This is a genomic window from Rossellomorea aquimaris, from assembly GCF_001877785.1.
GTDB classification, from domain to species: domain Bacteria; phylum Bacillota; class Bacilli; order Bacillales; family Bacillaceae_B; genus Rossellomorea; species Rossellomorea aquimaris_A.
Window position 1 is genome coordinate 207,912 of record NZ_MINN01000128.1, and the last position, 26,682, is coordinate 234,593.

Genomic DNA, 26,682 nt, shown 5'->3' on the forward strand with positions numbered 1-26,682 from the left:
TCTTTGGAGCAGGCTTTCTTGCTGTAATTCAGCTTGTTCTCAAGAGTGCGTTTTTGGCCTCTGATGTTTCTTTTTTCTTGATGAAATTGATACATGTTGTGAATAGTCCGAGTACAATCAGTGTCAGCACAATGCCGAGCAGCCCTGTTTTGTAAAGGAAGTTGAACGCAAATGCCGCTGTGACAGTAAGCAAAAGGGATATTGCTGCTGAATATGTGCCAATGCTGTTGATGGAACTCTTCCATTCCAGTTTGCCGGCATTTTCAATAAGGCTAATTGAAACGATTGTCAGGATATTCACGATCATCCCGATCCACACGGGGTGGATGTTCTGATAGAAATCATTAATTGCCCATCCTCCCAGGTGATACCAGAGCAATCCCGATGAAGAACCTGTGAAAAGGGAAATGAGGGCAGCCCGTTTTGTGACGGCCGGCCAGAATAAAGCAGCTACAACCGGGGCGAAGGTTGCCGAGTTCCGGGTAACCCACGCCAGAACATTCCACCAGGCGGACTGTTCAGATCGAATTAAAGCAAAGCTGATCATTAATACAGTCAATAACACAAGTGACCACTTCGTATAACGGACAAGCTGAAGTTCTGTCGCTTTTGGGTTAATGGCTTTCCCGGTATCTCTCCCAAGGCTTGTGGCGCCAGAGAATTGACAAGGGGCCCCCCAGCTTAGGGCAGCAGCCCAGAATCCAAGGAAGAATAATCCGACAAGTGGAGCAGGCAGAGTCTCCATCAAATAAAGCGGGATCGCGACCAATCCCTGGGATTGACCCGGAACCACCTGCTGAGCAGCAAGTCTGAATAACACAGCTCCGAGTATGAGCGGGATACCCAATACAGCACCATATAATAATCCTTTCCGGCCCTCTTCAGGAGTTTTGCATGATAATGCCATCTGAAAGGCTGCCTGAGCCAGGATCACATTGAACAAAAAGGTTCCGAACCAGGCAAGTATCGTTTGTATTCCGGCCCCATTCCATGAAGCAAACTGCGGTTTTTCATTAAATAGTGATGCAATTCCTTCCACGCCGGGGTTGATGAAGAATGCATATGTTCCAATTCCCAGCATGATAAAAAATACGACCACATTACTCAATTGTGTGAATCCGATTGACCACATCCCGCCAAACTGAAGATAAGCGAGGAGAAGGACGGCTGTAATAGTAACGGACCAAATCAATGAGACTCCGGTGAATACTGACAATGCAGATGCAAAAGCAAGTGCGGTTGCCACCGACCACATCGGGAAGGTAAACGCGGTAATCGCACCTGCAATTCCTCTGACCTTTTCACCGTACCGGTCTCCGAGCAGTCCTGAAATCGTCACCAGGGCTTTTTTTCTAAATGGGGTAATCAAGACAAGAGCAATGATCAGCACGTGAATGGTCTCGGCCACTCCGTACCAAATTGCTGATATACCGGTCAAATAGCTCAGTTCGAGTATTGCGATATAGGAAGAGCCTGAGAATAATCCGGTTATGCATACTGCTACAAAAAAGGAATTGAAGCCCCGGCCGCCAACAAAGAAACCATTCCCGTCGGCAGCCTTCTTTCTTGAGAACTGACTTACGAAAATAAGAAAAACGGTGTAAAAAAGTGCAAATCCGATAAACCAATAACCAACTTCAGTCATCTTTAACATCCCCTTTTATATTCTTATAACGATCTGTTTAGTCAGGAATAAAAGAGGAATCAAAAGAAAAACCTCTCCCAGAGGAAGAGGCATCATCTCTCCCTCATCTTCCAGACTATACGTCTGTTGGAATTAGCACCTTATTATCTTCAATTAAGAAAATAACAGGTTGCCGCAGGATCACAGGACCAATTTCCTCCCCTGGCTCTTGATAAGGATTGTTCATTTTAAGTTATCAATTACTGTAACGCATTAATGTGATGTCGTCAAATGATTTTAAAAATTGAGAAAAAAGGACTAAATGATGCAATGTCCAAAATAATTCCGAGAAAGCAGGTACTAGAAGAGCTCAAAATAAAATAAAAAATACTGGCTAAAGCACATTAGTGCAGGCTTAATCACCGCTATTGATTTCCGTGCAAGACTTCGCTTTCCGCGGGTGACCCGTGAGCCTCCTCGGCTTCGCCTCCGTGGTCTCGCATTGGCCACTTCTCCCGCAGGAGTCTACGTCTTGCACTCCAATCAAACGCTGGAAAACGCTGAAACTTAATGCATCATTCTACCAGAATATAAAAAACCCGAACTAAATTGAAACTAGAGTTCGGGTTTTATTAAGGCTAAAATACCTTGTTCCTTTCTCTTCTCTTAACTCGCTTTCCTCTTAGAATAAGCCTTCATCTGCAAAGGCAGATAGTCGTTAAAATAATGGTTCGTCTCTTTCACAATCACCTTATAAAGAAGCAGCAGGGCAATCAGGTTCGGGATCATCATCAACGCATTCGACATGTCCGCAAACGCCCAGACCAATTCAAGGTTCGCCACTGCACCCATACCGGTCGCAGCGACATAAATCAAGCGGTAGGAAACAATATAGCGGTAGCCTGTCAGGTACTCGAAGCATTTTTCCCCGTACATATACCAGCCTACTATGGTTGAGAAGCCAAAGAAAATGACCGAGAATGCAACGATGTATTCTCCTGCAACCCCGAGAGCATGTCCGAATGCGGCACTCGTCAAGGCACCGCCGTCAAGGTTGGCAGAATGCTGGATGCCTGAAATGGCTCCTCCTGACGGATCCCAGAAACCTGTGATGATCAATACAAGTCCAGTCATTGTACATACGATTAATGTCACGATGAAGGTCCCTGTCATTGCAACCAAAGCTTGTTTTACAGGATGATCGGTCTTTGCATTCCCGGCAATCAGTGCAGCCGTACCGAGACCTGCTTCGTTAGAAAAGATCCCGCGTGAAACACCGCTTCGGATTGCTTCGCTTATGACGATCCCCGCGAATCCACCTGCAGCCGAAACCGGATTGAAAGCATAATGGAAAATCAATTTAAAAGCTGGAATGATCATGTCGTAATTCAGGCCAATGATCAAAAGTGAACCGCCGATATACAGAAATGCCATGATCGGCACAAAGAATGAAGCGACTGTACTGATCCGTTGAATTCCGCCGAAAATGATCAACGCAGTCAGTACGGCAAGGACGATCCCTGTCATCCAGTTATTGATGGAAAAACTGGTCGTCATGACGTCAGCGATCGTGTTGGACTGAACACTGTTTCCGATGCCGAGTGCAGCGAAAGCACCGAATAATGCAAAAGCGACGGCCAGCCATTTCCACTTGCTGCCGAGTCCTTTTTCAACGTAATACATCGGACCGCCCGAGTACTCACCGTTTTTATTCTTCACACGGTATTTCATCGCCAGGAGCGCCTCGGCATATTTAGTCGCCATGCCGAGGAGGCCGACGATCCACATCCAGAAGATCGCTCCCGGTCCGCCGATTGTCAGTGCGGTCGCAACACCGGCGATATTCCCGTTGCCGATTGTTGCCGAAAGAGCGGTCATCAATGTTTTAAAGTTGCTGATATCGCCTTCAGAATCAGAAGAATCCGTATTTGATTCCTTCGTGAACGCAAGCTTAAAAGCATAAAATAGTTTTTTAAATTGCAATCCTTTAAGCATGATGGTCAAAAATAAGCCTGTTCCAAACAACAGCACTAAACTTGGTGTACCCCATAGAAAAGCATTGATCTTGTTTAGCACATCTAACATAAAATCCCCCTCATGATGTAAGCGTTTTCTGGTTGAATCCTTTTCTATTATATATATTACCACCCCATGCCTGTCCAGTAATATGTGAAAGTTTGCCATAGAATGAGTTTTATGAACTATCATAAAAACGAGTGCCGGTTAAGGTTGAAGAGAAGAAAGGGACCTTATATATAGAGGGATAGACAAGATTCGATCATCCTTATCCCGACAAACTTCGACAATGATATGTTATACTAGCATAGTAGAATTGCAGTATAAAGGAGTATTTGAATGAGCTGGTATTTAAAAGTAATAAAGAACTATGTAAACTTTGGGGATCGAGCAAGACGGAAAGAATATTGGATGTTTTATCTGGTCAACTTCTTAATAAGCATGGGGATATTTGTCATTCAAATGGCAGCCGGCATAGACGGGTGGTTGAACGGATTGTACTCATTATTTATCTTTTTGCCGTCTCTTGCAGTGACCATTCGCAGGCTCCATGACACGGGAAGAAGCGGCTGGTGGATCCTCATCTCCCTGATCCCGGTCGTTGGATGGATCGTGATCCTTGTATTCATGTGCCTGGAAGGCGAGAGCAGGTCCAATAAATGGGGGCAGAATCCTAAATTTGGCGGAGGCTATCTATAGAAAACGTCAACACCCGGCATCCTTTAAAAAGGGAGCCGGGTGTTTTGATTCAGTGCATCACGGAATGGACTTTTGGCTGGAAAAAGAATAATGCCAGCAATTCCCACGCATACTAGAAATGGGTGATATGATGCGAGGGAAAAGCGAAGAAATCGAGAAGTACAGTGATGCGATCGATAAGATGCAAGAGGGACTCGAAGCAATGATCGAATTGTATAATGATATGGAAGAGGACACTCCGTTTATCGATTTGGAGGACGGGGTCCTTGAAGACCTAGAGAAAGCGAAACGTATTTACGGAGAAGAATATGTGAGTAAAAAGGTCAATACGATACTGAAAGAGGTGTTGACCTGGCTTGATTTAGATGAGGAAAAGAATAAGTAATCTCCTTTAGACTGTATAAATTGAAGGAAAATAAAAGACCCCTGACACACGATTTTTTGTGTGTCAGGGGTTTTGGAATTCTTACAATCCAACAGAAATATATTTAACCTCCAGGAATTCCTCAATTCCCTGATGTCCGCCTTCACGGCCGAGACCGCTCTGCTTGAATCCGCCGAACGGAGCCTGAGGCGTGGAAGGGAGGCCGTCATTCAGACCGACGATTCCATATTCAAGCTGCTCGCAGATTTGGATGCCTCTTGTGATGTTTTCCGTGAACACGTAAGCGGCAAGCCCGTATATGGAATCATTGGCGCGTTCGATTGCTTCTTCCTGAGATTTGAACGTCGAGATCGGAGCAAGAGGCCCGAATGTTTCGTCCGTCATGCACAGCATGTCTTCACTTACATTGGTGAGGACGGTGGGCTCGTAGAAAAGTCCTTTGCCTGCCTTTCCTCCGGTGACAACTTTTGCCCCTTTGCTGACGGCATCCTCGATATGCTTCTGGACTTTTTCCACAGCATCTTCATCGATGAGCGGCCCGATGTCGACGCCTTCTTCAAGGCCGTTTCCGACTTTCAGTTCTTTTACTTTTTTCACCAGTCGCTGAGTGAATTCTTCAGCAATATCCTCATGCACATATACACGGTTTGAGCACACACATGTCTGGCCGGCGTTACGGAATTTGGATGCGACGACGCCTTCGACTGCTTTATCAATATCACAGTCGTCCATCACGATGGATGGGGCATGGCCGCCAAGTTCAAGTGACACTTTCTTGATCGTATCAGCAGAGCCTTTCATGAGCTGTCTGCCTACTTCGGTCGATCCGGTAAATGTGAGCTTGCGCACGCGCATGTCCTCAAGCCATGCTTCACCGATCGCTTTCGAATCACCGGTGACTACGTTGATGACTCCTTTCGGGATACCTGCCTGTTCGGCAAGTGCAGCCATTTTCAAAGCGGTCAACGGTGTCAGGTTGGCCGGCTTGATGACGACGGTACAGCCGGTCGCAAGTGCCGGAGCCACTTTTCTCGTGATCATCGCAGCTGGGAAGTTCCAAGGAGTGATGACCGCCACGACACCGACAGGCTGCTTGGAAACAAATAGTCTCTTGTTGGTCTGGGTTGCCGGGATTTGTTCGCCATAAATCCGTTTTCCTTCTTCCGCGTACCACGAAATGAAGCCGTTGGCATACTGGATTTCACCCTGTGCTTCTTTTATTGGCTTGCCTTGTTCCCTTGTCATGGTTTCAGCCAGGTCTTCTTTATGTTCATTGATCAGGTCGTACCATTTTCTGATGAGTTCGCTTCTCTCGTAGACGGATTTCCGGGACCAGTCACGGAATGCTGTATCTGCTGCGTCGACCGCACGCACAGCTTCATCTTTTCCGCCGCGGGGGATGGTCGCCACAACCTCTGAAGTAGCAGGATTGGTCACCTCCACCTTAGGCAGATCGTTCCCGATTTCTTCACCGTTTATGATCATATTGAAGTGTTGCATGTTTGTCCTCCTTTACATTTGTTTGTATTTGGCGCTTCTTCTAAGTACATACCATCATTTTACCAGTTCCAGCCGTTTTGTCTTCTGTGAAGGCTAAAAAAAAGAATGATACCACCTATATATGTACGGCATCACTCTGTCATATATACCCTGTTTTTTTGCTTTCTACACTTTAATCCGGAGAGGGGTGTGTGCAATCAATTCCCGTTATGAGTTGCTGCGGTCGCACCGCCGATGGCTGCTATCGTTGCGGATTGCTGTGCCTGCAACAGCGCCTCGATGGTGGTGGACAGGTTCATTTGCAGGAGGGATGGCTTTTCAATCTGATTGCTGAGGTGCAGATTGACCGCCATCATGAAATTCATGTCCTTTTGCCAGCGGATTACATCGTTCAATGATTCCCTGATTTCCTTTACTTCACTGATTTGATCCTTGCCGTTTGTCAAAAAGGCAAGCATGGCGATCTGTGGATAGAACATGGATTTCGGTCGTATGCCTTCTTGTTTTAAAAAGTCGAAGATTTCCGTGCAGCGAGTCACCAGTTCATCCGGATCTGCGCCTTCGACAAGCGAAAGGATGTGGCTCATCGTCTGCAGATCATTGCCTTTATGGAATCCGGACAGGTTCAACTTATCGTAGAAATATTCAATATGGTCGATCAGGAGGTCCGTATCCTGTGTTCTTCGGGCAAGCAGCATCGCAAGGGGATAGTCGCTTTGGCCGGTGAGGAAGAAATGCTTCTTTCTCATTTTCTTATAAACTTCCATTGCCCGGGATGATATCTCTTCATCCGTGCCGTCAGCGCTGATCAATACCATAGCAGAAATATAGGTATACGCTCCCATCGAGAATCCTTCATCCACCAGTTTTTTATATGTGGTGATGAACGATTGGAAAGCTGTTTCAGGTTCTTGAAAGCGGGTGATGAGCATGGCTGCGAACAGATAGCGCTGATGGGATTGAAGTGTAGTGAAGAACCCTACTTCCTTTTTGATAAAGTCTGCCATTTTTTCAAGCCGGTCTCCGTCGAATTCATGATTCTCCGTCACATAAAGGGAAGCGATCAACATGACGGAACGCTGGTCAGTGACCTTCCAGCTGAGTTTCTTTTTTGCATCTGCATATACGTCTTTATACATTTGGATTTTGTTCAACCGTAGCACGTCCTTTATGAATAGTTGTTTAAACTATATACGGATGAAAACTGGAAAAGTTTCGTTATCCGGAAATAACACCTTTAGTCCGCCGCTAATGATTTCCGTGCAAGACTTCGCTTTCCGCGGGTAGCCCGTGAGCCTCCTCGTCGCGTTCGCTCCTGCGGGGTCTCACATAAGCTACTTATCCCGCAGGAGTCTTCGTCTTGCACTCCAATCAACCGCTGGGACAAACTAACACTAAATGCACTTTTTGATAAACTGAAAAAAACCGAACTAAATTGAGAAATTCAAATTAGTTCGGGTCTTCTTTAAGGTGAACCATTTTTGTTTAAAACCCTAACCACCCTCACCATCTTCCACCAGATGTTTAAGCAGCGACAGTTTATTGTTCCAGAACCGTTCATAGTAGGACAGCCAGTCCCTGAGCTCAGCCAGCGGTTGAGGATGAAGGCTGTAGATTTTTTCACGGCCTACTTTTTTCCCGCTGACAAGGTCTGCCTCTGTAAGAATCCCGAGATGCTTGGTGACAGCGGTCCTGCTGATGGAAAAATGGGAAGTGATGTCCGAAATGGGACGGTCTTTTTCGGACAGCAGGCGCAGCATCTCCCGCCGTGTCGGATCTGCAATCGCCTGAAAGACATCATGTTTAGCAGCACCCATTTATTCCTCGACAACCTTCCTCAAACGGTCATTCACAAGTCCGGACCAGCCGTTGTTCATGCGGTCGCGAATGATGGATGCCTTCTCGCCGGTTTTGGAAATCGTGTCATCCGCTTCCTTCCAGCCTTCATGTACGACTGTGAATTCTGTCTTATCACCCAGCTCTTTCAACAGGAACGTCACTGTCCAGCCGTCGGTATCCCATGTAAAGGATAGCTTGTTCGGTTCATCTATCTCCAGCACTTTGCAGGGAGAGGGGCCGAAAGGTGATTGAATATGGAATTCATGGCCGACAACGGGTTCGAAGTCATTCGGCATGAACCATGCCGAAATTCCATCCGAAGTTGAGACAGCCTCCCACACCTTTTGGTTATATGTCATGGGTGAAAAGGAATCGAGGTGTCCTCTGCCGAATAATAAAACGGGAATCACTCAAATTAAGGGGCTCTGTTTTCAAAAGCAAAATAAGAATGAACATTGCTATTTAAATCGCAGTCCGCACCAAAATTAAGAAGCAATTTGGCAAGAATCAGACTGCCCGGTGACAGATGCTCCAGGCATTTTTCATCTCAAAATAAGCACGGGTGACCGATTTCCCAATATAAACTACCAAAATAAGATGAGAAATTCCTCTTATTGAGGAATTAGCATGAAATATTGAGTAAATAGAGGGAACCATTTCCCCTATTTAGTCCAAAAGCATGAAAATGGACCATTTTACCTTGCCTTAACGGAAAAAACTCCCCTTATAACCCCAGAATCCAGCCAGATTCTGCAGGATAAAAGAAAAAACTTCCCTTATTATAATAATTATAGGTTACTCACAATGAAGGATGATTTATCTTCCTCTCAAAAATCAACATCCCCTCCTGCTATAAAAATCATTTTTAGCACATCAACTGGGGTAACAATTAGCATCCGAATAAACGAATTTCATGCTGAGAGAAAATTAAAAAAAGAGTTGGGAATTAAGGGAGTATTTCCCTTATATTTTACTAACCCATATACAATCAAAAAGGAGTAGTCTCATTGAATTACGAATAGGACTACTGACCGGTGTGTTAATTTTGTTTTAGCATTAAAACGACCCTGTTACACTGAAATACATATGCTTTAATAATTAGAACCATAATGGGAAGCGTCTGTCAGCTATCCGCACAAATGAACCGGAAGATTGGCAGGGTAAACGCTAAACTTGATTTTAAAGGAGATGGAAAAACTCATGGAGATGCTCCAAAGAATGAATGACTGCATCGATTATATAGAAGAGAATCTTCAGGAAAAGATTGAACTGGCCGAATTGGCCCACATCACCCTGAGCTCGAAATTCCACTTCCAGCGGATGTTTCATATTGTGACAGGATTGACTGTGGCAGATTACATTCGCAGGAGGCGGCTGACACTTGCTGCCCAGGAATTGACGAATACAGGCCGCAAAGTGATCGATGTGGCACTTCAATATGGATACGAAACGCCTGAAGCCTTCTCTAAAGCGTTCAGAAAAGTTCATGGAGTATCTCCCTCGGCAGTCAGGGAATCAGGGGCATCCCTTAAAGCATTCCCGCGCATCTCTTTTCAAATTCAATTAAAAGGAGAGAAAGAAATGGACTATAAAATTGTGCAGAGGGAGTCATTCAACGTAATTGGAAAAGGACTGAGGATGAAAACGGCAGATGGGGAAAATCATCAGGAGATCCCTAAGTTCTGGAGTGAGGTGAATCATAACGGAACCTCAAGAGCCATTTGCTCTGAAGCAGGGAAGAGTGAAATGATGGGGATCTGTATGGAATTCAATCATCCTTCCGAAGAATTCACCTATTTCATCGGGGCTGAAAGCGAGGGCGCAAGCGATACGTTTGAATCCAAGGAAATCCCGGCAGCCACGTGGGCGGTCTTCACGTCAATCGGGGCAATGCCGCATGCAATCAAGCACGTCTGGGGGAGGATCTATTCAGAATGGTTCCCTTCGACTGGCTATGAACATGCGGGAGGGCCGGAATTCGAGCTGTATCCATCAGGCAATGTTGAAGATGAAGACTACCGAAGTGAAGTGTGGATTCCGATTAAAAAGAAATAACCCCATCAAAAAGAAGCTTGTGTCCACAAGCTTCTTTTTCTGTTTACTTCAATTTCTTCGAATAGATAAGGGGAGCCTCCATTTTATCTCCATCTTGTTTCACCAATTCTATCAGGCCAACTTCCTTGATCCTGCCCTTTGTGAGGCCTATACGATCGACACAATAATGAAAAGCCTTTGACAGCCCAGTTGCTTCAAGATTGTTTGCAAGAGTGCAGTGGGGGATCCACTGTCCAGGTTCATATAATTTATTGGCCTCTGTACTGAACGTATCAAAGTGTTTATGATGATCGGTATGGAAATTCAGCAGCTCCTTCGTCATCGTAGGGGACAAAAATAAGGTATTGTAATTTAAGAAAGTGCCCACATGATTGAAGGTGACGCCAAAACTCTCATTATCATCATAAAAAATTTCCATCTGCCTTATGTAATTTTCCTTATCCAATTCTTTATAGCTTGCCAGTGTCAGATGAGGTCTGCCGTCCTGGACTTCGTCTATGTAGTAGGAAATATCCTCATCGCGCAGTTCTTTCCACACATCTTTGATCAGCCGTTCCGTTTTTTCATCGAATAGGGCAACCACCCAGTACATATCGTAACCACCTTAATTGATGTATTCTAACTTCAATACCCCACTTCGCTCGGGGATAACCATCTCTGGTATATCTTTACGGACTCCAGTGAAAGAAGTTTCAAAAACGTTGTCCCGGATCCTCCAATACTATAAAATCAGACTTAGGAACATTGATGGGGTGAGAATTGTTGAATTATAAACGTATAAAACCGCGAAAGATCTATGAGGAAGTGGCCGAGGCACTGATCGATATGATCAAGTCCGGTCAATTGAAGAGCGGGGACAAGCTTGAATCGGTTCAGCAGCTGGCCGAAAACTTCCAGGTGGGACGGTCTGCAGTCCGTGAAGCGTTGAGTGCCCTGCGTGCAATGGGATTGGTGGAAATGCACCAGGGGGAAGGTACATATGTCCGTGAGTTCGACAGTAAGATGCTGTCGCTTCCCGTTTATATAGCTGTGTTGATGAAAAAAGATGATGTCAAAAACCTTTTGGAAGTCAGACGCATCCTCGAAGTCGGTGCGGTCCAGGCAGCGGCAGACAGAAGGACGGACGGTCAGCTTGCTGAAATAAAAGAAGCCCTCGACCAGATGGAAACGGCCAATGATCAGGAACTGGGGGAGGAAGCCGATTTCCGTTTTCATATGGCAATCGCAAAAGCGTCTCAGAATGAGCTGTTGATCGGGCTGATGAACAACGTTTCAGAAATGATGGTCACGACCATGCGTGAAACACGCAGATTGTGGCTTTACTCAGAGAAGTCGACGCTTGACCGGCTTTGGAAAGAGCATCAGCAAATCTATCAAGCCATCGAGGCGAAGGACGGAACCGAAGCACAAAAATTGATGCTCAACCACCTGCAAAGCGTGGAAGAAGTCCTCATGAACTATTTCGATGACATGCAAGAATAACCGGAAGGCCCGTCCCGCACCGCTTTAAAGCAGTGCGGGACGGGCCTTCTTTTGTGACAGGATCACTATTTTTATAAAATTTAAAAAAGTCATTGTTATATGAAAGCGTTTTAATTATACTGTTATTTATGAAGCTGGTCATCTGATGACCTGCTAACTTGATATCTTAAATGATTTAACGCAATGAAGGGAGATGGAGGGAATGAGTATTGGTACGCTGGCGTGGATTGCCACTTTGCCTATTGTATCTGTATTTCTGTTCTTGGTTATTTTAAAGTGGCCGGCCAAAAAGGCGATGCCGGTATCACTGTTGATTACGATTATCATGGCGATGTTTGTATGGCAAGTGCCTGGAAATCAAGTAGCCGCTGCAAGTGTGAAAGGAATGGTGACGGCCCTTGAAGTGGGAGTGATCGTGTTTGGGGCCATTCTTTTATTGAACACGCTGAAAGAAAGCGGTGCCATTTTTACGATTCGAAAAGGGTTTACCAATATTTCACCGGACCGGCGCGTCCAGACCATTATCGTTTGCTGGCTGTTTGGATCGTTCCTTGAGGGTGCTGCAGGCTGGGGTGCGCCTGCAACAATCGTAGGGCCGCTGTTAGTGGCGATCGGATTCCCGGCAATGGGAGCCGTCATGGTCGCGCTTATTCTTCAATCGACCCCTGTATCCTACGGGGCGGTCGGGACACCGATCCTGATCGGAGTAAACTCGGGGTTGAAGGACTCGCCGCTTGTTCAGAAGTATATTACTGAGCAGGGAACCACGTTTGACGCTTACATAAATGGAATCGGGGGCCAGGTTGCGCTCATTCATGGAGTCATCGGGATCTTCATCCCGCTCTTTATGGTGACGATGCTGACGTATTTCTTTGGTAAAAATAAATCTATTACGGAAGGGCTTGCAATTTGGAAGTTTGCTATTTTTGCAGGATTGTCGTTTACGATCCCATACGCATTGGTGGCCAATCTTCTCGGACCGGAATTTCCATCCCTCCTCGGCGGATTGATCGGTCTTGCCATTGTCGTTCCCGCTGCGAAAAAAGGGTTGTTCATTCCTAAGAAGTCTTGGGATTTCGATAAAGAATCGAACTGGGACCCGGCTTGGACAGGAACGCTGCAAGTGGATGATTCCGATAAACCGAAACAGAATGTTTCTTTTGTAAAAGCCTGGATGCCATATCTATTGGTAGCCGTATTGCTGGTTGCCACACGAGTCAGTTACCTGCCATTTTCAGGCTGGCTGCAATCATGGGTCATCAATCTGGAGACGCTGTTCGGCACAGAAATCACGGTAGCTTCAAAACCTTTGAACCTGCCTGGAACAATCTTTATCCTAGTTTCACTGTTATCCATCTTTATCTACAAAATGAATATGAAAGAATATTCCCGCGCAGTGAAGGATTCGTTTAAAACCATAGTGAGTGCAATGGCCGCATTGATCTTTGCGGTACCCATGGTGCAGGTGTTCATCAACTCCGGCATCAATGCTGCAGACTACACAAGCATGCCGCTTGCGCTGGCAGAGGGTATTTCCAACATATTCGGAAGCTATTGGCCGCTTGCCGCACCGACCATCGGAGCCATCGGAGCATTTGCAGCGGGAAGCAACACGGTCAGCAATATGATGTTCTCTCTGTTCCAATTCGGAGTGGCGGATAACATCATGGCAGCACCGGCCACCATTGTCGCCCTGCAGGCAGTCGGCGGTGCAGCTGGTAACATGATCTGCGTCCATAACGTAGTAGCGGCTTCCTCTTCCGCAGGTCTGATCGGACGGGAAGGGAACCTGATCAGGAAAACCCTGATTCCCATGACCTTTTACGTGATTTTCGCTGGCGCAATAGGCTATGTCGTCATCAACGGCATCGGACTGAATATCGGAACATTCATCCTCGCCCTTGTAGCCGGATTCATCATCACCCTCATTATCAAAGGGGAAAGAAAGAATAGGCATGATAGCGAAAAGCTAAGAAAAACCGCATAAGTGCAAAGCCCGTCCACACTGTTAAAAACACAGATAAGGACGGGTTTTTGATTAAGTGCATTTAAGTCATCTGATGACCTGTTGACTATTGCGGCTGTTGGCTTTACACTAATACTTAATAGAATAGACAGAAAAATTTCACACATAGAAATATCGTATTCTACCACAAAAGAAGAACTCAACTAATCCTTCATACTGGAACCAAACAGAGTTTCTTCCGAAAGAAATGGGGAACAATCATGAAAGTCTCATTATTTGTCACATGTTTAATCGACATTTTTCAAACGGACGTCGGCAGGGACACGGTTGAATTACTGGAGCGGCTGGGATGCGAAGTCGACTTTCCTGAGAAACAAACGTGCTGCGGACAGCCTGCTTATAACAGCGGCCATGTCGAAAAAGCGAAAGAATCAATGAAGCATATGATCAGCGTCTTTGAGGAATCGGATTATGTCGTCACTCCATCGGGTTCATGCGGAACGATGTTCAGGGAGTACCCTCATCTGTTCAAGGGGGATCCACAGTGGGACGAGCGGGCAAGATCGTTAGCCGGTAAAACCTATGAATTGACTCAGTTCATCGTGGAAGTCCTAGGTGTAGAAGATGTCGGGGCTAAGTTGAACGGGAACGCAACTTATCATACATCCTGTCATATGACCAGGCTGCTCGGTGTGACGGAAGCGCCTATGAAACTATTGAGCAATGTTGATGGGTTAAAAATGAATCCGCTTCCACACAATTATAATTGCTGCGGATTCGGCGGGACGTTTTCAGTGAAAATGTCACCAATTTCCGAACAGATGGTAGATGAAAAGGTTACGAGTGTGGAGGAGACGGGAGCGGACATCTTAATCGGAGCGGATTGCGGCTGCTTGATGAACATCGGAGGCCGGATCGACCGGAAAGGCAAACCGATCAAGGTAATGCACATTGCCTCGGTCTTGAACAGTCAATAGAAAATAGAGGAGGGGAAGCTATATGGCTATGAAAATAGGGGATAAACCCTTTAATGACAGAGTGTCGAGCGGGATCGCCGATACATTCATGCGCGGGGCTGTATCGTCCGCGCAGGCAAGGTTACGCGGCGGGCGCCTGAATGCGGCAGAGGAACTCGGTGACTGGGAAGAGTGGCGGAAGCTTGGTGAGGAAATCAGATCCCATACAATCGAGAATCTTGACTATTATCTCGAGCTCTTAAGTGAGAATGTGGCAAAACGAGGCGGCCATGTTTTTTTCGCAGAAACGGCTGAAGAAGCGAACGAATACATCACGGAAGTCGTCAAGAAGAAAGAAGGAAAGAAAGTCGTCAAGTCGAAATCGATGGTCACGGAAGAAATCAATATGAATGAAGCACTTGAGAAAGCCGGCTGCGAGGTTATCGAATCAGACCTTGGCGAATGGATCCTGCAAGTGGATGATCATGATCCGCCATCCCACATCGTCGCCCCTGCCCTTCACAAAAATAAAGAGCAGATACGGGATGTATTCAAGAATAAAATGGGGTATGACAAAACAGAGAAGCCGGAAGAACTTGCCCTGTTCGCGCGTGAAAAACTGCGGGAAGAGTTTCTTCAGGCAGATATCGGCATCACCGGTTGTAACTTTGCCATTGCTGAATCGGGGACGATTTCCCTCGTCACAAATGAAGGGAATGCACGTATGGTCACCACGGTCCCGAAGACGCAAATCACCGTCATGGGCATGGAACGGATCGTGCCTACATGGGAAGATATGGAGGTTCTCGTCAGCCTCTTGACGCGGGCGGCAGTCGGTCAAAAGCTTACGAGCTACATCACGGCACTGACAGGGCCGAAACAAGAAGGGGAAGTCGATGGTCCCGAGGAGTTCCATTTAGTAATCGTTGATAATGGACGATCCAAAATCCTTGGCACGGCCTTTCAGTCCATCCTCCATTGTATCCGCTGTGCGGCCTGTATCAATGTTTGTCCGGTATACCGTCATGTCGGCGGTCATTCGTACGGATCGATCTATCCGGGTCCTGTCGGGGCGGTATTGTCTCCTCTTCTTGGAGGTTATGAGGAGTATAAAGAGCTTCCTTATGCATCGACTTTATGTGCAGCCTGCACAGAAGCATGTCCAGTGAAAATCCCGCTTCATGAGCATCTCCTTCTCCACCGCCAGGAAATCGTCGAGCGTGAAGGGAAGGCTCCAGTATTTGAAAACCTGTCGATGAAAGCGTTCAGCATGGGGACCGCATCTCCGGCCATGTACAACATCGGCTCGAAACTTGCTCCTGCATCACTGGCCGCGTTTACAAAGGACGGAAGTATTTCGAAAGGACCCGGGCCGCTGAAGAACTGGACGGATATCCGTGATTTCCCGGCACCGAAAAAAGAGCGGTTCAGGGACTGGTATAAGAAGAGAAGCAAAGAAGGTGGACAATAATGGCGATTGGACAAATTCAAAACAGGGGAGCTTTTTTAGATAACCTGGCAAAAAATCTTGGTCGTGAGCGTCGTTCGGAAGTGATAAAACCGCAGTGGCAGCACAGCCCCCAATGGGAAGTGTATAAGGGGTATTCCCAGGATGAACTGGTCGAGGTATTGAAAAAACAGTGCGTACAGATTCATACAGAGGTACACGAGACCGTCACGAGCGAGCTTTCAACCTTGATCCCGCATTTAATCAAACAATATGGAGGGAAGTCCGTTGTCAGCTGGGACGACCCGCGTTTTGAAGAAGCCGGCCTTGCTGATATCGGGGACGGGGACCTCACCCATCACGTCTGGAATACAGAAGCCGGAGGTGAAAACCTTGCTTTTTCAGCCGTTGCAGATGTAGGAATCACCTTCAGTGATATGACACTCGCGGAATCAGGAACCGTGGTCCTTTTTAGCGACAGGGGAAAAGGTCGGGCTGTCAGCCTGCTCCCTGCCATCTACATCGCCATCATCCCAAAAAGCACCATCGTCCCGAGGATGACACAGGCAGCCAAAAGCATCCACGACAAAATCGAAAGCGGGGAACTTGTTGCCTCCTGCGTGAATTTCATTTCAGGTCCCAGCAACTCAGCGGATATTGAAATGAACCTCATCGTCGGTGTGCATGGCCCCGTGAAGGCGACCTATATTATTGTGGATGATTTATAATAAACTAAGCACCTGGCTTTGTAATGAGTCAGGTGTTTGTTTGTAAGCCAATCTTTTAAGTTTATCTCTGTTTCAAATTCAGTCCAGCTATTGATTGGAGTGCAAGACGCAGACTCCTGCGGGAAAAGTAGCTAATGTGAGACCCCACAGGGAGGTACGACCGAGGAGGCTCACGGGCTACCCGCGGAAAGCGAAGTCTTGCACGGAAATCAATAGCGGTAATAAAAGCATATACTGAAATTATTGGTTTTAATGTAGTGATTTTTAAGTTTAGTAAACTCCTCTTTTTGTCCGCCAAGCTTATTCCTCCATAAACTCCTCAAAATTTGTTACACTGACCTAGTTGCATAAAACATCTCATTTATTCAAATACATCAGACAATACTATAAGAAAGGTCAATGGAGGAAGCTATGTCGAATCGAAATAAAGGAATCATACTTTTATTATTATCCGCTTTCGGATTTTCAATGATGGCCGCGCTGGTGAAACTCTCCGGTGACGTGCCGACGATCCAAAAGACGTTCTTCAGGAATTTTGTGTCAGCCATCATCGCTTTCGGTTTTGTGAAATATCACGGGGAGCGGTTGTTCGGTAAGAAAGAGAATCAGAAGCTGCTGCTGCTCCGTTCGAGTCTCGGGGCTGCAGGGATTGTGTTGTTCTTTTATGCAATCGACCATCTCGTTCTGTCGGATGCCGATATGCTGAATAAGCTCAGTCCATTTTTAACGATCATCTTTGCATCGATCTTCCTGAAAGAGAGAGCCCGGATGTTCCAGATCACGGCCATCATCATTGCGTTCATCGGAACGCTGTTCATCATTAAGCCGGCGTTTTCGTATGAAACGATCCCGTATATCGCAGGGCTCTTGTCGGCTGTATTTGCAGCAGGGGCGTATACTGTGCTGAGGGTCTTGGGAACAAAAGAAAAATTCTACACCGTTGTCTTTTATTTTTCTTTCTTCACCACGATGATCCTGCTGCCATTCGTGCTCGCTTTCTATGAGCCGATGAGCGTGAAGCAGTGGGTTTATCTGCTCGGGGCAGGTTTCTTTGCCACCATCGGGCAGTTCGGAATCACCATTGCCTACAAGTTCGCACCTGCAAAAGAAATCTCGATCTTCTTTTACTCAAACGTTGTATACTCCGCACTCATCAGCATCTTCCTGTTCGGACAAATACCTGATTTGTGGAGCATCATAGGCTATGTCATCATTTTTGGAGCGTCTCTCTACATGTTCCTGAAAAACAATAAAGAAGCATAACACTGAGGCCCGTCCCTCGCTGCTTTAAAGCAGTGGGGCGGGCCTTGTTTTGTACGGAATTTGCCATGTATTTGTGGATAACTTTTATGGGAAGATAGACTATAATAAAAATAAGAAAACTTTTCCAGTGAAGGAGAGGTAATATGGTACTTCGTGAAACGGGTTTTTCCAAGTGGGCGGTCTTGCTGCTGGGTTTTGTATTGGTGAGTAATGTGCTATTATATCAGCCTTTCACTCAAGAAACTTTGATGATTGAGCTGGAAAGAGGGGTCATCCTTGGTTCCCTGCTGGATATGGTCGTGGTTTCCCCTATTTTGGTATACGCAGCTTTTAAAGTATCGAAGAAACAAGTTATTGGATTCATGGTTGCCGGGCTCGTCCTTGCACGATTTTTGATTCCCAAAGAATTCTTTGCACCGTATACGATGCTGCTTTATGCAGGGGTTGGTTTCGAAGCCCTGCTTTTTCTGGTTAAACTGAGCCTGATCGGTTTTCTCGTTTGGAAAATTCCGCAGGTCCGGACTGAAATGAAGAGGGCGGGGGAAGCTGCTGTCTTTTCGATGCTTCCTGCAGCTGAAAAAGCAGTTGGCAGCCATGCCCTGCTCAAAGTCCTTATATCAGAAGCATTGATGTTTTACTATTTGATCTTTTCATGGCGCAAACAACCACCCTCTCATGATGGATGTATAACGATGCACAAAAAGACGAGCGCACTCTCCATGAATATCATGATCATTCATGCCATCGTCATTGAATCAATCGGTCTCCACTGGTGGCTGCATACAAAGTGGCCGATCCTCTCCATCGTTTTACTACTTCTGAATGTTTATGGCGTCTTCCTGTTTATCGCTGAGATTGCCGTGATGAGACTGCACCCCCTTGAGGTCAAGAACGGGAAGCTGTATGTCACTCAAGGCTTGATGCAGCGTATTATTGTCCCACTTGAATATATTAAGAAATATGAATGGGGCGCCCCACCGGAAGAACAAACGATGACATTTATGTATAATGACTTGGAGCAGACAGAGCCACAAGTAATAATCCACTTCAAAGCACCCCTTGAGGCCACACTTTTCATGGGCAGGGAGAAGTCTGTATCAAGCATCGCTTTGAGAGTCGATGATCCGGGAAAACTCAAGCAGCTTCTTCAATAATAAAAAAATTAGAAAAAACTACATTCTACCGGTATCTTTTTTTGAGGCGTATCCGTTATAAGAACGAGAGGATATAAAGGAGTGAAGGAATATGATTCGTGGAACGTTGAGGAAAGAAAGTGAATCGGAGGGGCAGGAACTGCAGGAGCTTGTGGATAAGCTTCTACATTACTGTCTGTTCCTGACAAAAAACAAATGGGACGGGGAGGATCTGTGCCAGGAATCCATCTGCCGGGCGTTGAAGCATTACCCTGACCAGGAGAAATGGAACCCGCCGTTATTGAAGAAGATGGCCTACCATGCCTGGATCGATAAGGTTCGTAAGCTGAACAGGGAAATGCTTGGCGAAGTGCCCGATCTGAGTGGGGAGGAGAATACAGAAAGTGACCGTGATGTTTTAGACATGCTGGTGAAAATACTGACGCCAAAACAGCTCATCACGCTCGTCCTGAAAGAAGCCTTTCAATATAAAATTCATGAAGTCGCTGACCTTCTGGGCATGACGGTAACCTCCGTCAAGGCACTGCTCAAACGAACCAGGGCGAGAATTGAAAAACGTTCTGAGGATGAAGAGTCATGTTCAAATAATGACTACTGGGAAGAGTACTCTCAAGAAGATGTAGTGACACTTCTTCAGGAAAGCATCCAAACCCATGATCCCTCGGATTTGATCGAGCAGCTCCCTGATTTGATTTCCGGACAGACCGCTCCAAAAATGCTATCGTTCCCGACTGTTACCCGCAGCGTTTCTTCTCCTTCAAGCGTCCTCTCAATGGCAGCTTAACGTTCAAGAGGAGGAATGAAAATGAGTACCATCCCTTATGTAATCGAGCAATCAAGCAAAGGTGAGCGTTCCTATGATATTTATTCGAGGTTGTTGAAAGACAGGATCATCATGGTGAGCGATGAGATCAATGACCATATGGCCAACAGTATTGTGGCCCAGCTGTTATTCCTGGCTGCCGATGATCCGGAAAAGGATATATCACTCTACATCAACAGCCCTGGCGGTTCTACGTCCGCAGGCTTTGCGATTTTTGACACGATGGAGTATATCAGCCCCGATGTCCGGACGATCTGCACCGGTATGGCCGCTTCCTTTGGGGCAATGCTCCTGCTCGCCGGCACGAAAGGGAAAAGGTTCGCACTCCCGAACAGCGAGATCATGATCCATCAGCCGCTGGGGGGCGCAAGGGGACAGGCGACAGACCTTGAAATATCGGCTAAAAGGATATTGAAGCTGAGGGAGCATATCAACGGTATCATCTCGGAAAAAACGGGCCGGAGCATCGAAAAGGTCGCCCTCGATACCGACCGTGATTATTTTATGAGTGCACAGGAAGCGAAGGAATACGGGATCATCGATGCAATTATCGAAAAGAAAAAATAGCGGCACAACCTTTTATGGGGGGACAGGTGACTGTCCTTTTTTTCATGGCCCTGAAACTACCAGACTATGCCGGGAGTTCCAGTGAGCTTATAGCGTGGTCTGAATAATTCTCCCTTCATGATAGGATAAGCAGGTTCCCTATCACTTGAGGAATGCCTGTGTAGGACATGAATAATCCTATCTAAAATAAGCGGAATTTTTCCTGTTAAGCTGTGGCATAGAATTGGAATTAGGCTAAATAAGCGGAATTTTTCCGCTTAAGCCCAGCATAATGATTCTTTTTCGAATTTTTTTAAGAGAATAAGGGAAATTTCTCCGCTTATTTTAACAGTTTTTTGTGCTTTTTCTTAAATAAGGGGAATTGCTCCCCTTATTTCTGTGAAATTTTTAAGGGGAATAAATTGTTAGAGTAACTCATTCAGTGGTTTTAGTTTGTAAATCAATAACTACAAGAATATGGGCTTCAATTTATTGAATGGGAAGTGGGCTTTATGGTAAGAGGGAGAGGGTTATAGTAAAATCAAAATTAGAAAGCTTAATAAATTTCTAACGCTTAATATTGTTGTATATACATATCCCTGCTAAAATCGCTTCAAAAGAAAGGGTGGCTTGATATGAGGGATTTTATCGCTTTTGATTTTGAGACTGCTAATCGTTCGAGGCACAGTATCTGTTCAGTCGGCATGGTGTTTGTGGAAAATGGGAAAATAGTGGATTCGCTTTATGAATTAATTGATCCAGAAGAGAGTTTTGATGGGTTTAATATCAATATCCATGGAATCACCCCCCAGGATGTGGAAGGTGCGCAGACGTTTGATGCATTCTATCATTCAATTAAAGAAAAAATAGAAAATAAGTTGATGGTTGCACATAATCTATCCTTTGATGGCTATGCCCTTCGTGATAATCTTGCCCGCTATGGTGTAAAGCCGGTATACAATCAATTTCTATGCACCTATCAGATGTCGAGGAAAATGGTCACTGGTCTACCTGCATACAAGCTTTCTTCAGTGTGTACCCACTTTGGAATAGAATTAGAGAATCATCACCATGCTGCAGATGATGCCGAAGCATGTGCGCATATCATGCTGAAGCTGGCAGAAGAGTATGAGGTTACAGACTTTGATTCTCTTTACAATAAGACTAGAATCACACCCGGAGAAATATCCGAAGGCACCTATCGTTCTTCCCTAGTAAAGAAATTCCCGAAAAAACTCGATATGAGAGAGTTTCAAGCCTCAAAAGATGCAGACCCTAACCATGATTTTTACGGAAAAAACATCGTATTTACCGGTGAACTTAAATATTTTTCAAGAGCAGAAGCAGCAAAGATGGCTGCCGGGTGTGGAGGACAGCCGCAGAACAGTGTGACAGCGAAAACCCATTATATCATCCTTGGAAACTATGAAGATGTCATGATAAAAGGTAAAAAGTCTTCAAAAATAATGAAAGCCGAAAAGCTGATCAACGATGGGAAGAAAGTAGAAATCATCAGTGAAGAGGATTTTCTGAAAAAGGTATACGGCTAAATATACGCAGAAGAAGGAGATATAAAAATTGACACTGACACTCTTGCTTCTCATTCTCGGAGTCATCGCATGGATGATGGCTGGGAAAAAAGGCAATCGCTATCAAATGAAATGGATTCACTCTTTGAAGAAATATTCATGGTTTGCCAATCCGTGGCTCGCGGGATTATTTTTATTCGGTATCAATCTATTCTTGTTCGGCATGACTGGCTTGATTTTGATCGGCCTTTCGTACTTAATGATCCCGTATTTTCACTTGGTGATCATGATGCTTGCAGTCATCGTCAGCATCCTTGTATGGAAATCGCTCGCTTCAGCAGGCAGCTGGAAAAAGGGGGAACGCGTGAAGATTGCCGTGACCGGCAGCAGCTTCTATTTATGTATGGCCGTCTTTTTTTATTATCAAATCGTCTCTTATGTCCCCCAGTTTCCCGGAGACGACACATTCATGGCCACCCTTGGATTCCTCGTCGGAATCCTCGTGACTGCAGTGGCTTTCCTTACCTGTTTAAGCATCATTCTGTTCACGAAAGATTCTTTTTCGAGGGAAGCATAATCATGGTGCCTGGCTCAACTCACATCTTTGAGCCAGGCACCAATCTTTATTTCTCAAATGCTTTCGATTATCCTAAAAGGAAATGCTTTAAAAAGAGGGACTGTAATGAAAACCATACATAGCGACATCATACAATTCAGGGGAAATCATTATGATTTCGGGTACATGCAGGGAGAACGCATCAAGGACTCCATTACGGTCAAAAACCGTGAAAATCAGTGGAAGGTGAGAAAGCCTCGTTTTTCAATCGATGTGAATGAAACAAAGGAAGTCATCACGCGATTTGCCCCCGGCATCTGGGACGAACTGCTCGGCCTCGAGGAAGCACTGGAGTGGCCAACGGAAAAGGTCCTTCAGGAGTTCGGCGGCTACAGGGTCGATTACGTTCGTTCCGGCTGTTCGATTCTGACTGGCCAAGACTATATGGTCAGGAATTATGATTATCATCCAAAGACATACGAAGGGCGCTATGTTTTTTACCAGCCGACGGATACAGGATATGCCATGATCGGACCCAGCCAGCGGGTGACGGGACGGATGGATGGCATGAATGAGAAGGGCTTGGCTGTCGGCTATAATTTCATGCACCGGAAGAATCCCGGCGACGGGTTCATTTGCTGCATGATCGGCAGGCTTATACTTGAGTCGGCGGCTTCAGTGGATGAAGCGGTGGATCTCCTGAAGGAAATCCCTCATCGGCATTCGTTCAGTTATGTTGTGTATGATAAGAGCGGTCAGACTTACATCGTTGAGACCTCTCCGCGCGGCGTCGAAGTCAGGCAGTCTACTATGTGTACCAACCATTTCGAAATAATGAAAGAAGAAAACAGGAATCATCTAGTCGATTCTAAAAGGCGCCTGGCCGTGATGGGAGAGGAGAAGCCTGGAAATGCAGAAGAGGCTTTCCGGCTCATGAACGGCAGTGATCGCGGAGTCTTTTCAGACCTTTACGGCAGCTGGGCGGGCACGATTCATACATCCGCATATCTGCCCAGGGAGATGAAAGCATGGTTTGCCCTGGGCGGCGACCGGGAACCGGCCGTGTTTGATTTTGATAAGTGGCTGAATGGCGAAGATATAATGCTTACCAAAATAACAGGTGAGGTAGATACAGATATTCCGTTTGTTCATATGGATGAGGGAGCGGACTGGTTTAAAAGGTAAACCTGTATTTCAGGTATACCTTTTTTATTTGGATTTTTTATGATGATAATGGATAAAAAAAGAAAATCGACTTCCAATAACATACTGATAATTCCTATATTATGAAGAGCTTTGTTACTTTCATCTTAATTTGGTAAACGTGCCAAAATAGGCACATAGATTTTGTTTCGGTTGTCAGTATAATAGAACTAGAAGGGTTTTTTGACGGGAGGGTTGCCAATGGGTCAAAGGAAAAGAATATGGCTTGAAAAGTTAAGAAAAATAAAAGGATACAGTCAAGAAGAAATCGCTAATCTGGTTCACATAGACAGGTCTTATTATTCCAAAATTGAGAGCGGTGTCAGGATCCCGAGTCCGGCAACGGCAGAAGATCTGGCTGATTTGCTGAACTTTCATGTGTCTATCTTTGAACTGGAGGACAGTCCTTTTTACTTTGCTTTGCAGGATGCCCCAATGATAGTGGCACACTTCAATCTTAACCTGGAATACACCTGGATTTTCAATCCCCATCCTAATTTTGATGCCGTTTCAGTGATCGGAATGAACGATGTGGATTTGGAGGATAATCCGGGTAACAGGCAGTTGATGGAACTGAAAAGGAAAGTGATTGCTGAGGGCAGACCGATCAGGAAAATCATCGAGTTTCCAATGTCTGACGGTTTATATACGTATGATGTGTCCTGTCACCCTTTATTTAATGATAAAGGTGCACTGATTGGAGGAAGTTCTGCATCCACCGAGCTAAGAAAGGTGGATAAAACAGAAGTATCGCACTGTGATCGCACATCTGAGAACCTCACATTAAATTAAAGAATAGGGGTGGAGGATGTGCAGGATTCTATATTGACGAACTTATTATTGAATTCTTTTTTTATTCTATCAGGTCTATTGATCATCGCAGTTTATTATGATGTCAAAAAGAAAGTTCCATCCAGATTATTTGTCATCCTCATCTCAAGCGTTACGATTATATTATGTGTGATGTTCGGTTCCAAACTTGCATCCGGAGTCTATATCGATTTAAGGCGGGTCCCGTTCTTCTTGGCGAGTCTGTATTTCGGACCACTGGTGTCATTTGTACTCATGGTCATCATCATTGTTATCAGACTGATCCTTATAGGGGATGAATTGATCCTCCTTGTCGCACTGAATTATTTTAGTGCATTTTTAATTTTAGCAAAGCTGTCAAAAGGTTTTTATCGTGCAAAGAAAAAACATAAATTGATTTACTCTGCCGGCCTCTGTTTACTGATGTCGGTCTATAACATAATAGTCGGCTACTTGTACGGTACAGAATTAGTGATGGTTGAACAAATTGGCATCGTCCTCATACCGCTGGCCTCGATGGTCTTTGCTATCCTTATAGCTGAAATGCTGCGCAAGGTGATGAAAGCTAGAAATTTATTCATACAGCAGGAAAAACTGCAGGCAGTCGGACAATTGGCAGCCACCATTTCTCATGAGGTAAGTAATCCATTAACGTCCTCAAAAGGCTTTCTCCAGCTGATGCGCAATGAACAAGATCAAAACAGTCAACAAAGATTCCTCGATCTTTCGTTGGAAGGAATCGATCAGGCGTCACATGTGATCGACGAGTATTTAACATTTGCCAACACAACCCCTGATAAAATAGAGCATATCGACGTAAAGGAACTGATAAGTGGATTAATTCATATGATGAAGCCGATTGCCGCCAATCACGGTGTATCCATCAAATACAAGTTATTGCCGGACATATACATTGAAGGCCAGACTCGGAAATTCAAGCAATGCATGATGAATATCATGAAAAACTCCATCGAGTCCATGCCTTCCGGCGGTGTGCTCCTTATAGGAATGACACAGGCTGATAATCTGGTCATCTCCATTGCCGATACAGGATCTGGAATGACCGCCGAGCAGGTTCATCGATTCGGTGAACCATTTTACACGACAAAAGATGAAGGGACGGGTCTCGGCATCATGGCTGCAAGTATCATCGTCAATTCCATGAGGGGCAAGATTCAGGTGAAAAGTGAATTGAACAGGGGAACAACCGTCTTTTTGGAATTTGGTGAAGTGACATTTATAAAAGACAAAAAAGGAATCCAGCCGTGAAAGCTGGATTCCTTTTTGCCTTATATGAATTTCACAATATCCTCGAATGGTCTGCGCGTCTTCGGTGCCGGATCGTTTACACGGTATCCGAAGGCACACATGACTGAAATGCTGAAGTGACCGTCTTCCAGCAATCCTTCTTCTTCGAGCAGCGCATTCATTTTATCAACATCAAAGCCTTCGATCGGACATGAGTCCACTCCGATCTGAGCGGCTGCCGTCATCATGTTCCCCAGGGCGATATAAGTCTGTTTCCCTGCCCAGTCAAGCATCGGGCGCTCTCCGTCCAGAAGGTCGAAATCAACTTTCTGGAACTGCTCGATTTTTTCGAGATATTTGCTCATATGATCTTCAGGCATGCTCTTTGTGTTTTGGAAATGATTGCGCAGATATTCTGAATCATACTTCGTATCAAGCTTTGTACGGGCCAGTACGACTACAAAATGGCTGGCATCCGGCAGTTTCCCGTAAGCCCCCCACGCCGTGTTCTTGATTTTTTCACGGAGACCCGCATCCTCGATGACCAGGAATCTCCATGGCTCAAAACCGAAAGAACTTGGAGAAAGCCGGCCGGTTTCCATGATGAATTGAAAATCATCATCGGCTACCTTTTTATCTGGATCGAATTGCTTGGTGGCATGCCTGAATTCATAGGCATCCAATATTTCCTGTTTGATTGCTTCTTTATCCCTCATTGAACATCGCTCCTTACTTGAATTCATTGACTTCTTTAAAATAGCATAAGTTGTCTGAGGATTCACATCATTTGATTGGCGGATACGTTGCCTCTTGAAACTATTTCCGTTTTGTTTCGTATAAAGAGGAAAGGTCT

Annotated in this window: 25 protein-coding genes and 1 riboswitch; of the genes, 17 read left to right on the forward strand and 8 right to left on the reverse strand. The window is 45.5% G+C overall.

What is annotated here, in order from left to right; all coding sequences use genetic code 11:
* Positions 1-28: 28 nt before the first annotated feature.
* Both BHE18_RS19500 and BHE18_RS19505 read right to left on the reverse strand, forming a co-directional pair.
* Positions 29-1,645: a sodium:solute symporter family protein gene (locus tag BHE18_RS19500; RefSeq protein WP_071620166.1), complete on the reverse strand. Its 1,617-nt coding sequence runs from the start codon at positions 1,643-1,645 to the stop codon at positions 29-31.
* 100 nt (positions 1,646-1,745) lie between these two features.
* A riboswitch (SAM riboswitch) is annotated at positions 1,746-1,863 on the reverse strand.
* A 427-nt stretch (positions 1,864-2,290) separates the two neighbouring features.
* Positions 2,291-3,709 carry an alanine/glycine:cation symporter family protein gene (locus tag BHE18_RS19505; protein WP_071620167.1) on the reverse strand — a complete coding sequence of 473 codons (1,419 nt, stop codon included), beginning with the start codon at positions 3,707-3,709 and terminating at the stop codon, positions 2,291-2,293.
* A 270-nt stretch (positions 3,710-3,979) separates the two neighbouring features.
* Here BHE18_RS19505 and BHE18_RS19510 point away from each other — a divergent pair, with 270 nt between their 5' ends.
* Positions 3,980-4,339 (forward strand): DUF805 domain-containing protein, encoded by a 360-nt coding sequence (locus tag BHE18_RS19510; RefSeq protein ID WP_032086215.1) that lies wholly within the window; start codon positions 3,980-3,982, stop codon positions 4,337-4,339.
* Positions 4,340-4,466: 127 nt separating this feature from the next.
* A complete protein-coding gene (locus BHE18_RS19515) occupies positions 4,467-4,724 on the forward strand; it encodes a hypothetical protein (RefSeq protein WP_171910755.1) in 258 nt (85 codons plus the stop codon).
* Between the two features lie 81 nt (positions 4,725-4,805).
* Here BHE18_RS19515 and BHE18_RS19520 read toward each other — a convergent pair whose 3' ends face one another.
* The 4 genes from BHE18_RS19520 to BHE18_RS19535 all read right to left on the reverse strand — a co-directional run bounded on the left by BHE18_RS19520 (position 4,806) and on the right by BHE18_RS19535 (position 8,422).
* Positions 4,806-6,224 (reverse strand): NAD-dependent succinate-semialdehyde dehydrogenase, encoded by a 1,419-nt coding sequence (locus tag BHE18_RS19520; protein ID WP_071620169.1) that lies wholly within the window; start codon positions 6,222-6,224, stop codon positions 4,806-4,808.
* 197 nt (positions 6,225-6,421) lie between these two features.
* Positions 6,422-7,378, reverse strand: a complete 957-nt coding sequence (locus BHE18_RS19525) for a DUF4003 family protein (protein WP_083573900.1) — start codon at positions 7,376-7,378, stop codon at positions 6,422-6,424.
* 339 nt (positions 7,379-7,717) lie between these two features.
* A complete protein-coding gene (locus BHE18_RS19530) occupies positions 7,718-8,041 on the reverse strand; it encodes an ArsR/SmtB family transcription factor (protein WP_071620170.1) in 324 nt (107 codons plus the stop codon).
* The gene (locus BHE18_RS19535; RefSeq protein ID WP_071620171.1) at positions 8,042-8,422 is read right to left on the reverse strand and encodes an SRPBCC family protein; all 381 of its coding nucleotides are present in this window, start codon (positions 8,420-8,422) and stop codon (positions 8,042-8,044) included.
* An 841-nt stretch (positions 8,423-9,263) separates the two neighbouring features.
* Between BHE18_RS19535 and BHE18_RS19540 the strand changes: the two genes are divergently transcribed.
* On the forward strand, positions 9,264-10,118 hold the full coding sequence (locus BHE18_RS19540) for an AraC family transcriptional regulator (protein WP_071620172.1): 855 nt from the start codon (positions 9,264-9,266) through the stop codon (positions 10,116-10,118).
* Positions 10,119-10,161: 43 nt separating this feature from the next.
* Here BHE18_RS19540 and BHE18_RS19545 read toward each other — a convergent pair whose 3' ends face one another.
* The gene (locus BHE18_RS19545; RefSeq protein WP_071620173.1) at positions 10,162-10,710 is read right to left on the reverse strand and encodes a 2'-5' RNA ligase family protein; all 549 of its coding nucleotides are present in this window, start codon (positions 10,708-10,710) and stop codon (positions 10,162-10,164) included.
* Positions 10,711-10,880: 170 nt separating this feature from the next.
* Between BHE18_RS19545 and BHE18_RS19550 the strand changes: the two genes are divergently transcribed.
* From BHE18_RS19550 to BHE18_RS19615, 14 genes are all read left to right on the forward strand, one after another.
* A complete protein-coding gene (locus tag BHE18_RS19550; protein WP_071620174.1) occupies positions 10,881-11,600 on the forward strand; it encodes a FadR/GntR family transcriptional regulator in 720 nt (239 codons plus the stop codon).
* Positions 11,601-11,802: 202 nt separating this feature from the next.
* Positions 11,803-13,587, forward strand: coding sequence for an L-lactate permease (locus BHE18_RS19555; RefSeq protein WP_071620175.1), 1,785 nt, complete (start codon positions 11,803-11,805; stop codon positions 13,585-13,587).
* 239 nt (positions 13,588-13,826) lie between these two features.
* Positions 13,827-14,543 (forward strand): (Fe-S)-binding protein, encoded by a 717-nt coding sequence (locus BHE18_RS19560; RefSeq protein ID WP_071620176.1) that lies wholly within the window; start codon positions 13,827-13,829, stop codon positions 14,541-14,543.
* A gap of 22 nt (positions 14,544-14,565) precedes the next feature.
* Entirely contained in the window at positions 14,566-15,993 is a 1,428-nt protein-coding gene (locus BHE18_RS19565; RefSeq protein ID WP_071620177.1) for a LutB/LldF family L-lactate oxidation iron-sulfur protein, read from the forward strand.
* Positions 15,993-16,697 (forward strand): LutC/YkgG family protein, encoded by a 705-nt coding sequence (locus BHE18_RS19570; RefSeq protein ID WP_071620178.1) that lies wholly within the window; start codon positions 15,993-15,995, stop codon positions 16,695-16,697. Before BHE18_RS19565 ends, BHE18_RS19570 begins: the two co-directional genes overlap by 1 nt.
* 411 nt (positions 16,698-17,108) lie before the next feature.
* Positions 17,109-17,960 carry a DMT family transporter gene (locus BHE18_RS19575; protein ID WP_071620179.1) on the forward strand — a complete coding sequence of 284 codons (852 nt, stop codon included), beginning with the start codon at positions 17,109-17,111 and terminating at the stop codon, positions 17,958-17,960.
* A gap of 143 nt (positions 17,961-18,103) precedes the next feature.
* On the forward strand, positions 18,104-19,114 hold the full coding sequence (locus BHE18_RS19580) for a hypothetical protein (RefSeq protein ID WP_071620180.1): 1,011 nt from the start codon (positions 18,104-18,106) through the stop codon (positions 19,112-19,114).
* A gap of 91 nt (positions 19,115-19,205) precedes the next feature.
* The gene (locus BHE18_RS19585; protein ID WP_071620181.1) at positions 19,206-19,898 is read left to right on the forward strand and encodes a sigma factor-like helix-turn-helix DNA-binding protein; all 693 of its coding nucleotides are present in this window, start codon (positions 19,206-19,208) and stop codon (positions 19,896-19,898) included.
* Positions 19,899-19,919: 21 nt separating this feature from the next.
* Positions 19,920-20,504 (forward strand): ATP-dependent Clp endopeptidase proteolytic subunit ClpP, encoded by a 585-nt coding sequence (clpP, locus tag BHE18_RS19590; RefSeq protein WP_071620182.1) that lies wholly within the window; start codon positions 19,920-19,922, stop codon positions 20,502-20,504.
* Positions 20,505-21,118: 614 nt separating this feature from the next.
* A complete protein-coding gene (locus BHE18_RS19595) occupies positions 21,119-22,033 on the forward strand; it encodes an exonuclease domain-containing protein (RefSeq protein WP_071620183.1) in 915 nt (304 codons plus the stop codon).
* Between the two features lie 28 nt (positions 22,034-22,061).
* On the forward strand, positions 22,062-22,589 hold the full coding sequence (locus BHE18_RS19600) for a hypothetical protein (RefSeq protein WP_083573901.1): 528 nt from the start codon (positions 22,062-22,064) through the stop codon (positions 22,587-22,589).
* A 105-nt stretch (positions 22,590-22,694) separates the two neighbouring features.
* A complete protein-coding gene (locus BHE18_RS19605) occupies positions 22,695-23,753 on the forward strand; it encodes a C45 family autoproteolytic acyltransferase/hydolase (protein WP_071620184.1) in 1,059 nt (352 codons plus the stop codon).
* Positions 23,754-23,972: 219 nt separating this feature from the next.
* The gene (locus BHE18_RS19610; RefSeq protein ID WP_071620185.1) at positions 23,973-24,563 is read left to right on the forward strand and encodes a helix-turn-helix domain-containing protein; all 591 of its coding nucleotides are present in this window, start codon (positions 23,973-23,975) and stop codon (positions 24,561-24,563) included.
* Between the two features lie 18 nt (positions 24,564-24,581).
* On the forward strand, positions 24,582-25,850 hold the full coding sequence (locus tag BHE18_RS19615; RefSeq protein ID WP_071620186.1) for an ATP-binding protein: 1,269 nt from the start codon (positions 24,582-24,584) through the stop codon (positions 25,848-25,850).
* A 20-nt stretch (positions 25,851-25,870) separates the two neighbouring features.
* Here BHE18_RS19615 and BHE18_RS19620 read toward each other — a convergent pair whose 3' ends face one another.
* Positions 25,871-26,545, reverse strand: a complete 675-nt coding sequence (locus BHE18_RS19620) for an NAD(P)H-dependent oxidoreductase (RefSeq protein WP_071620187.1) — start codon at positions 26,543-26,545, stop codon at positions 25,871-25,873.
* Between the last annotated feature and the right edge of the window lie 137 nt (positions 26,546-26,682).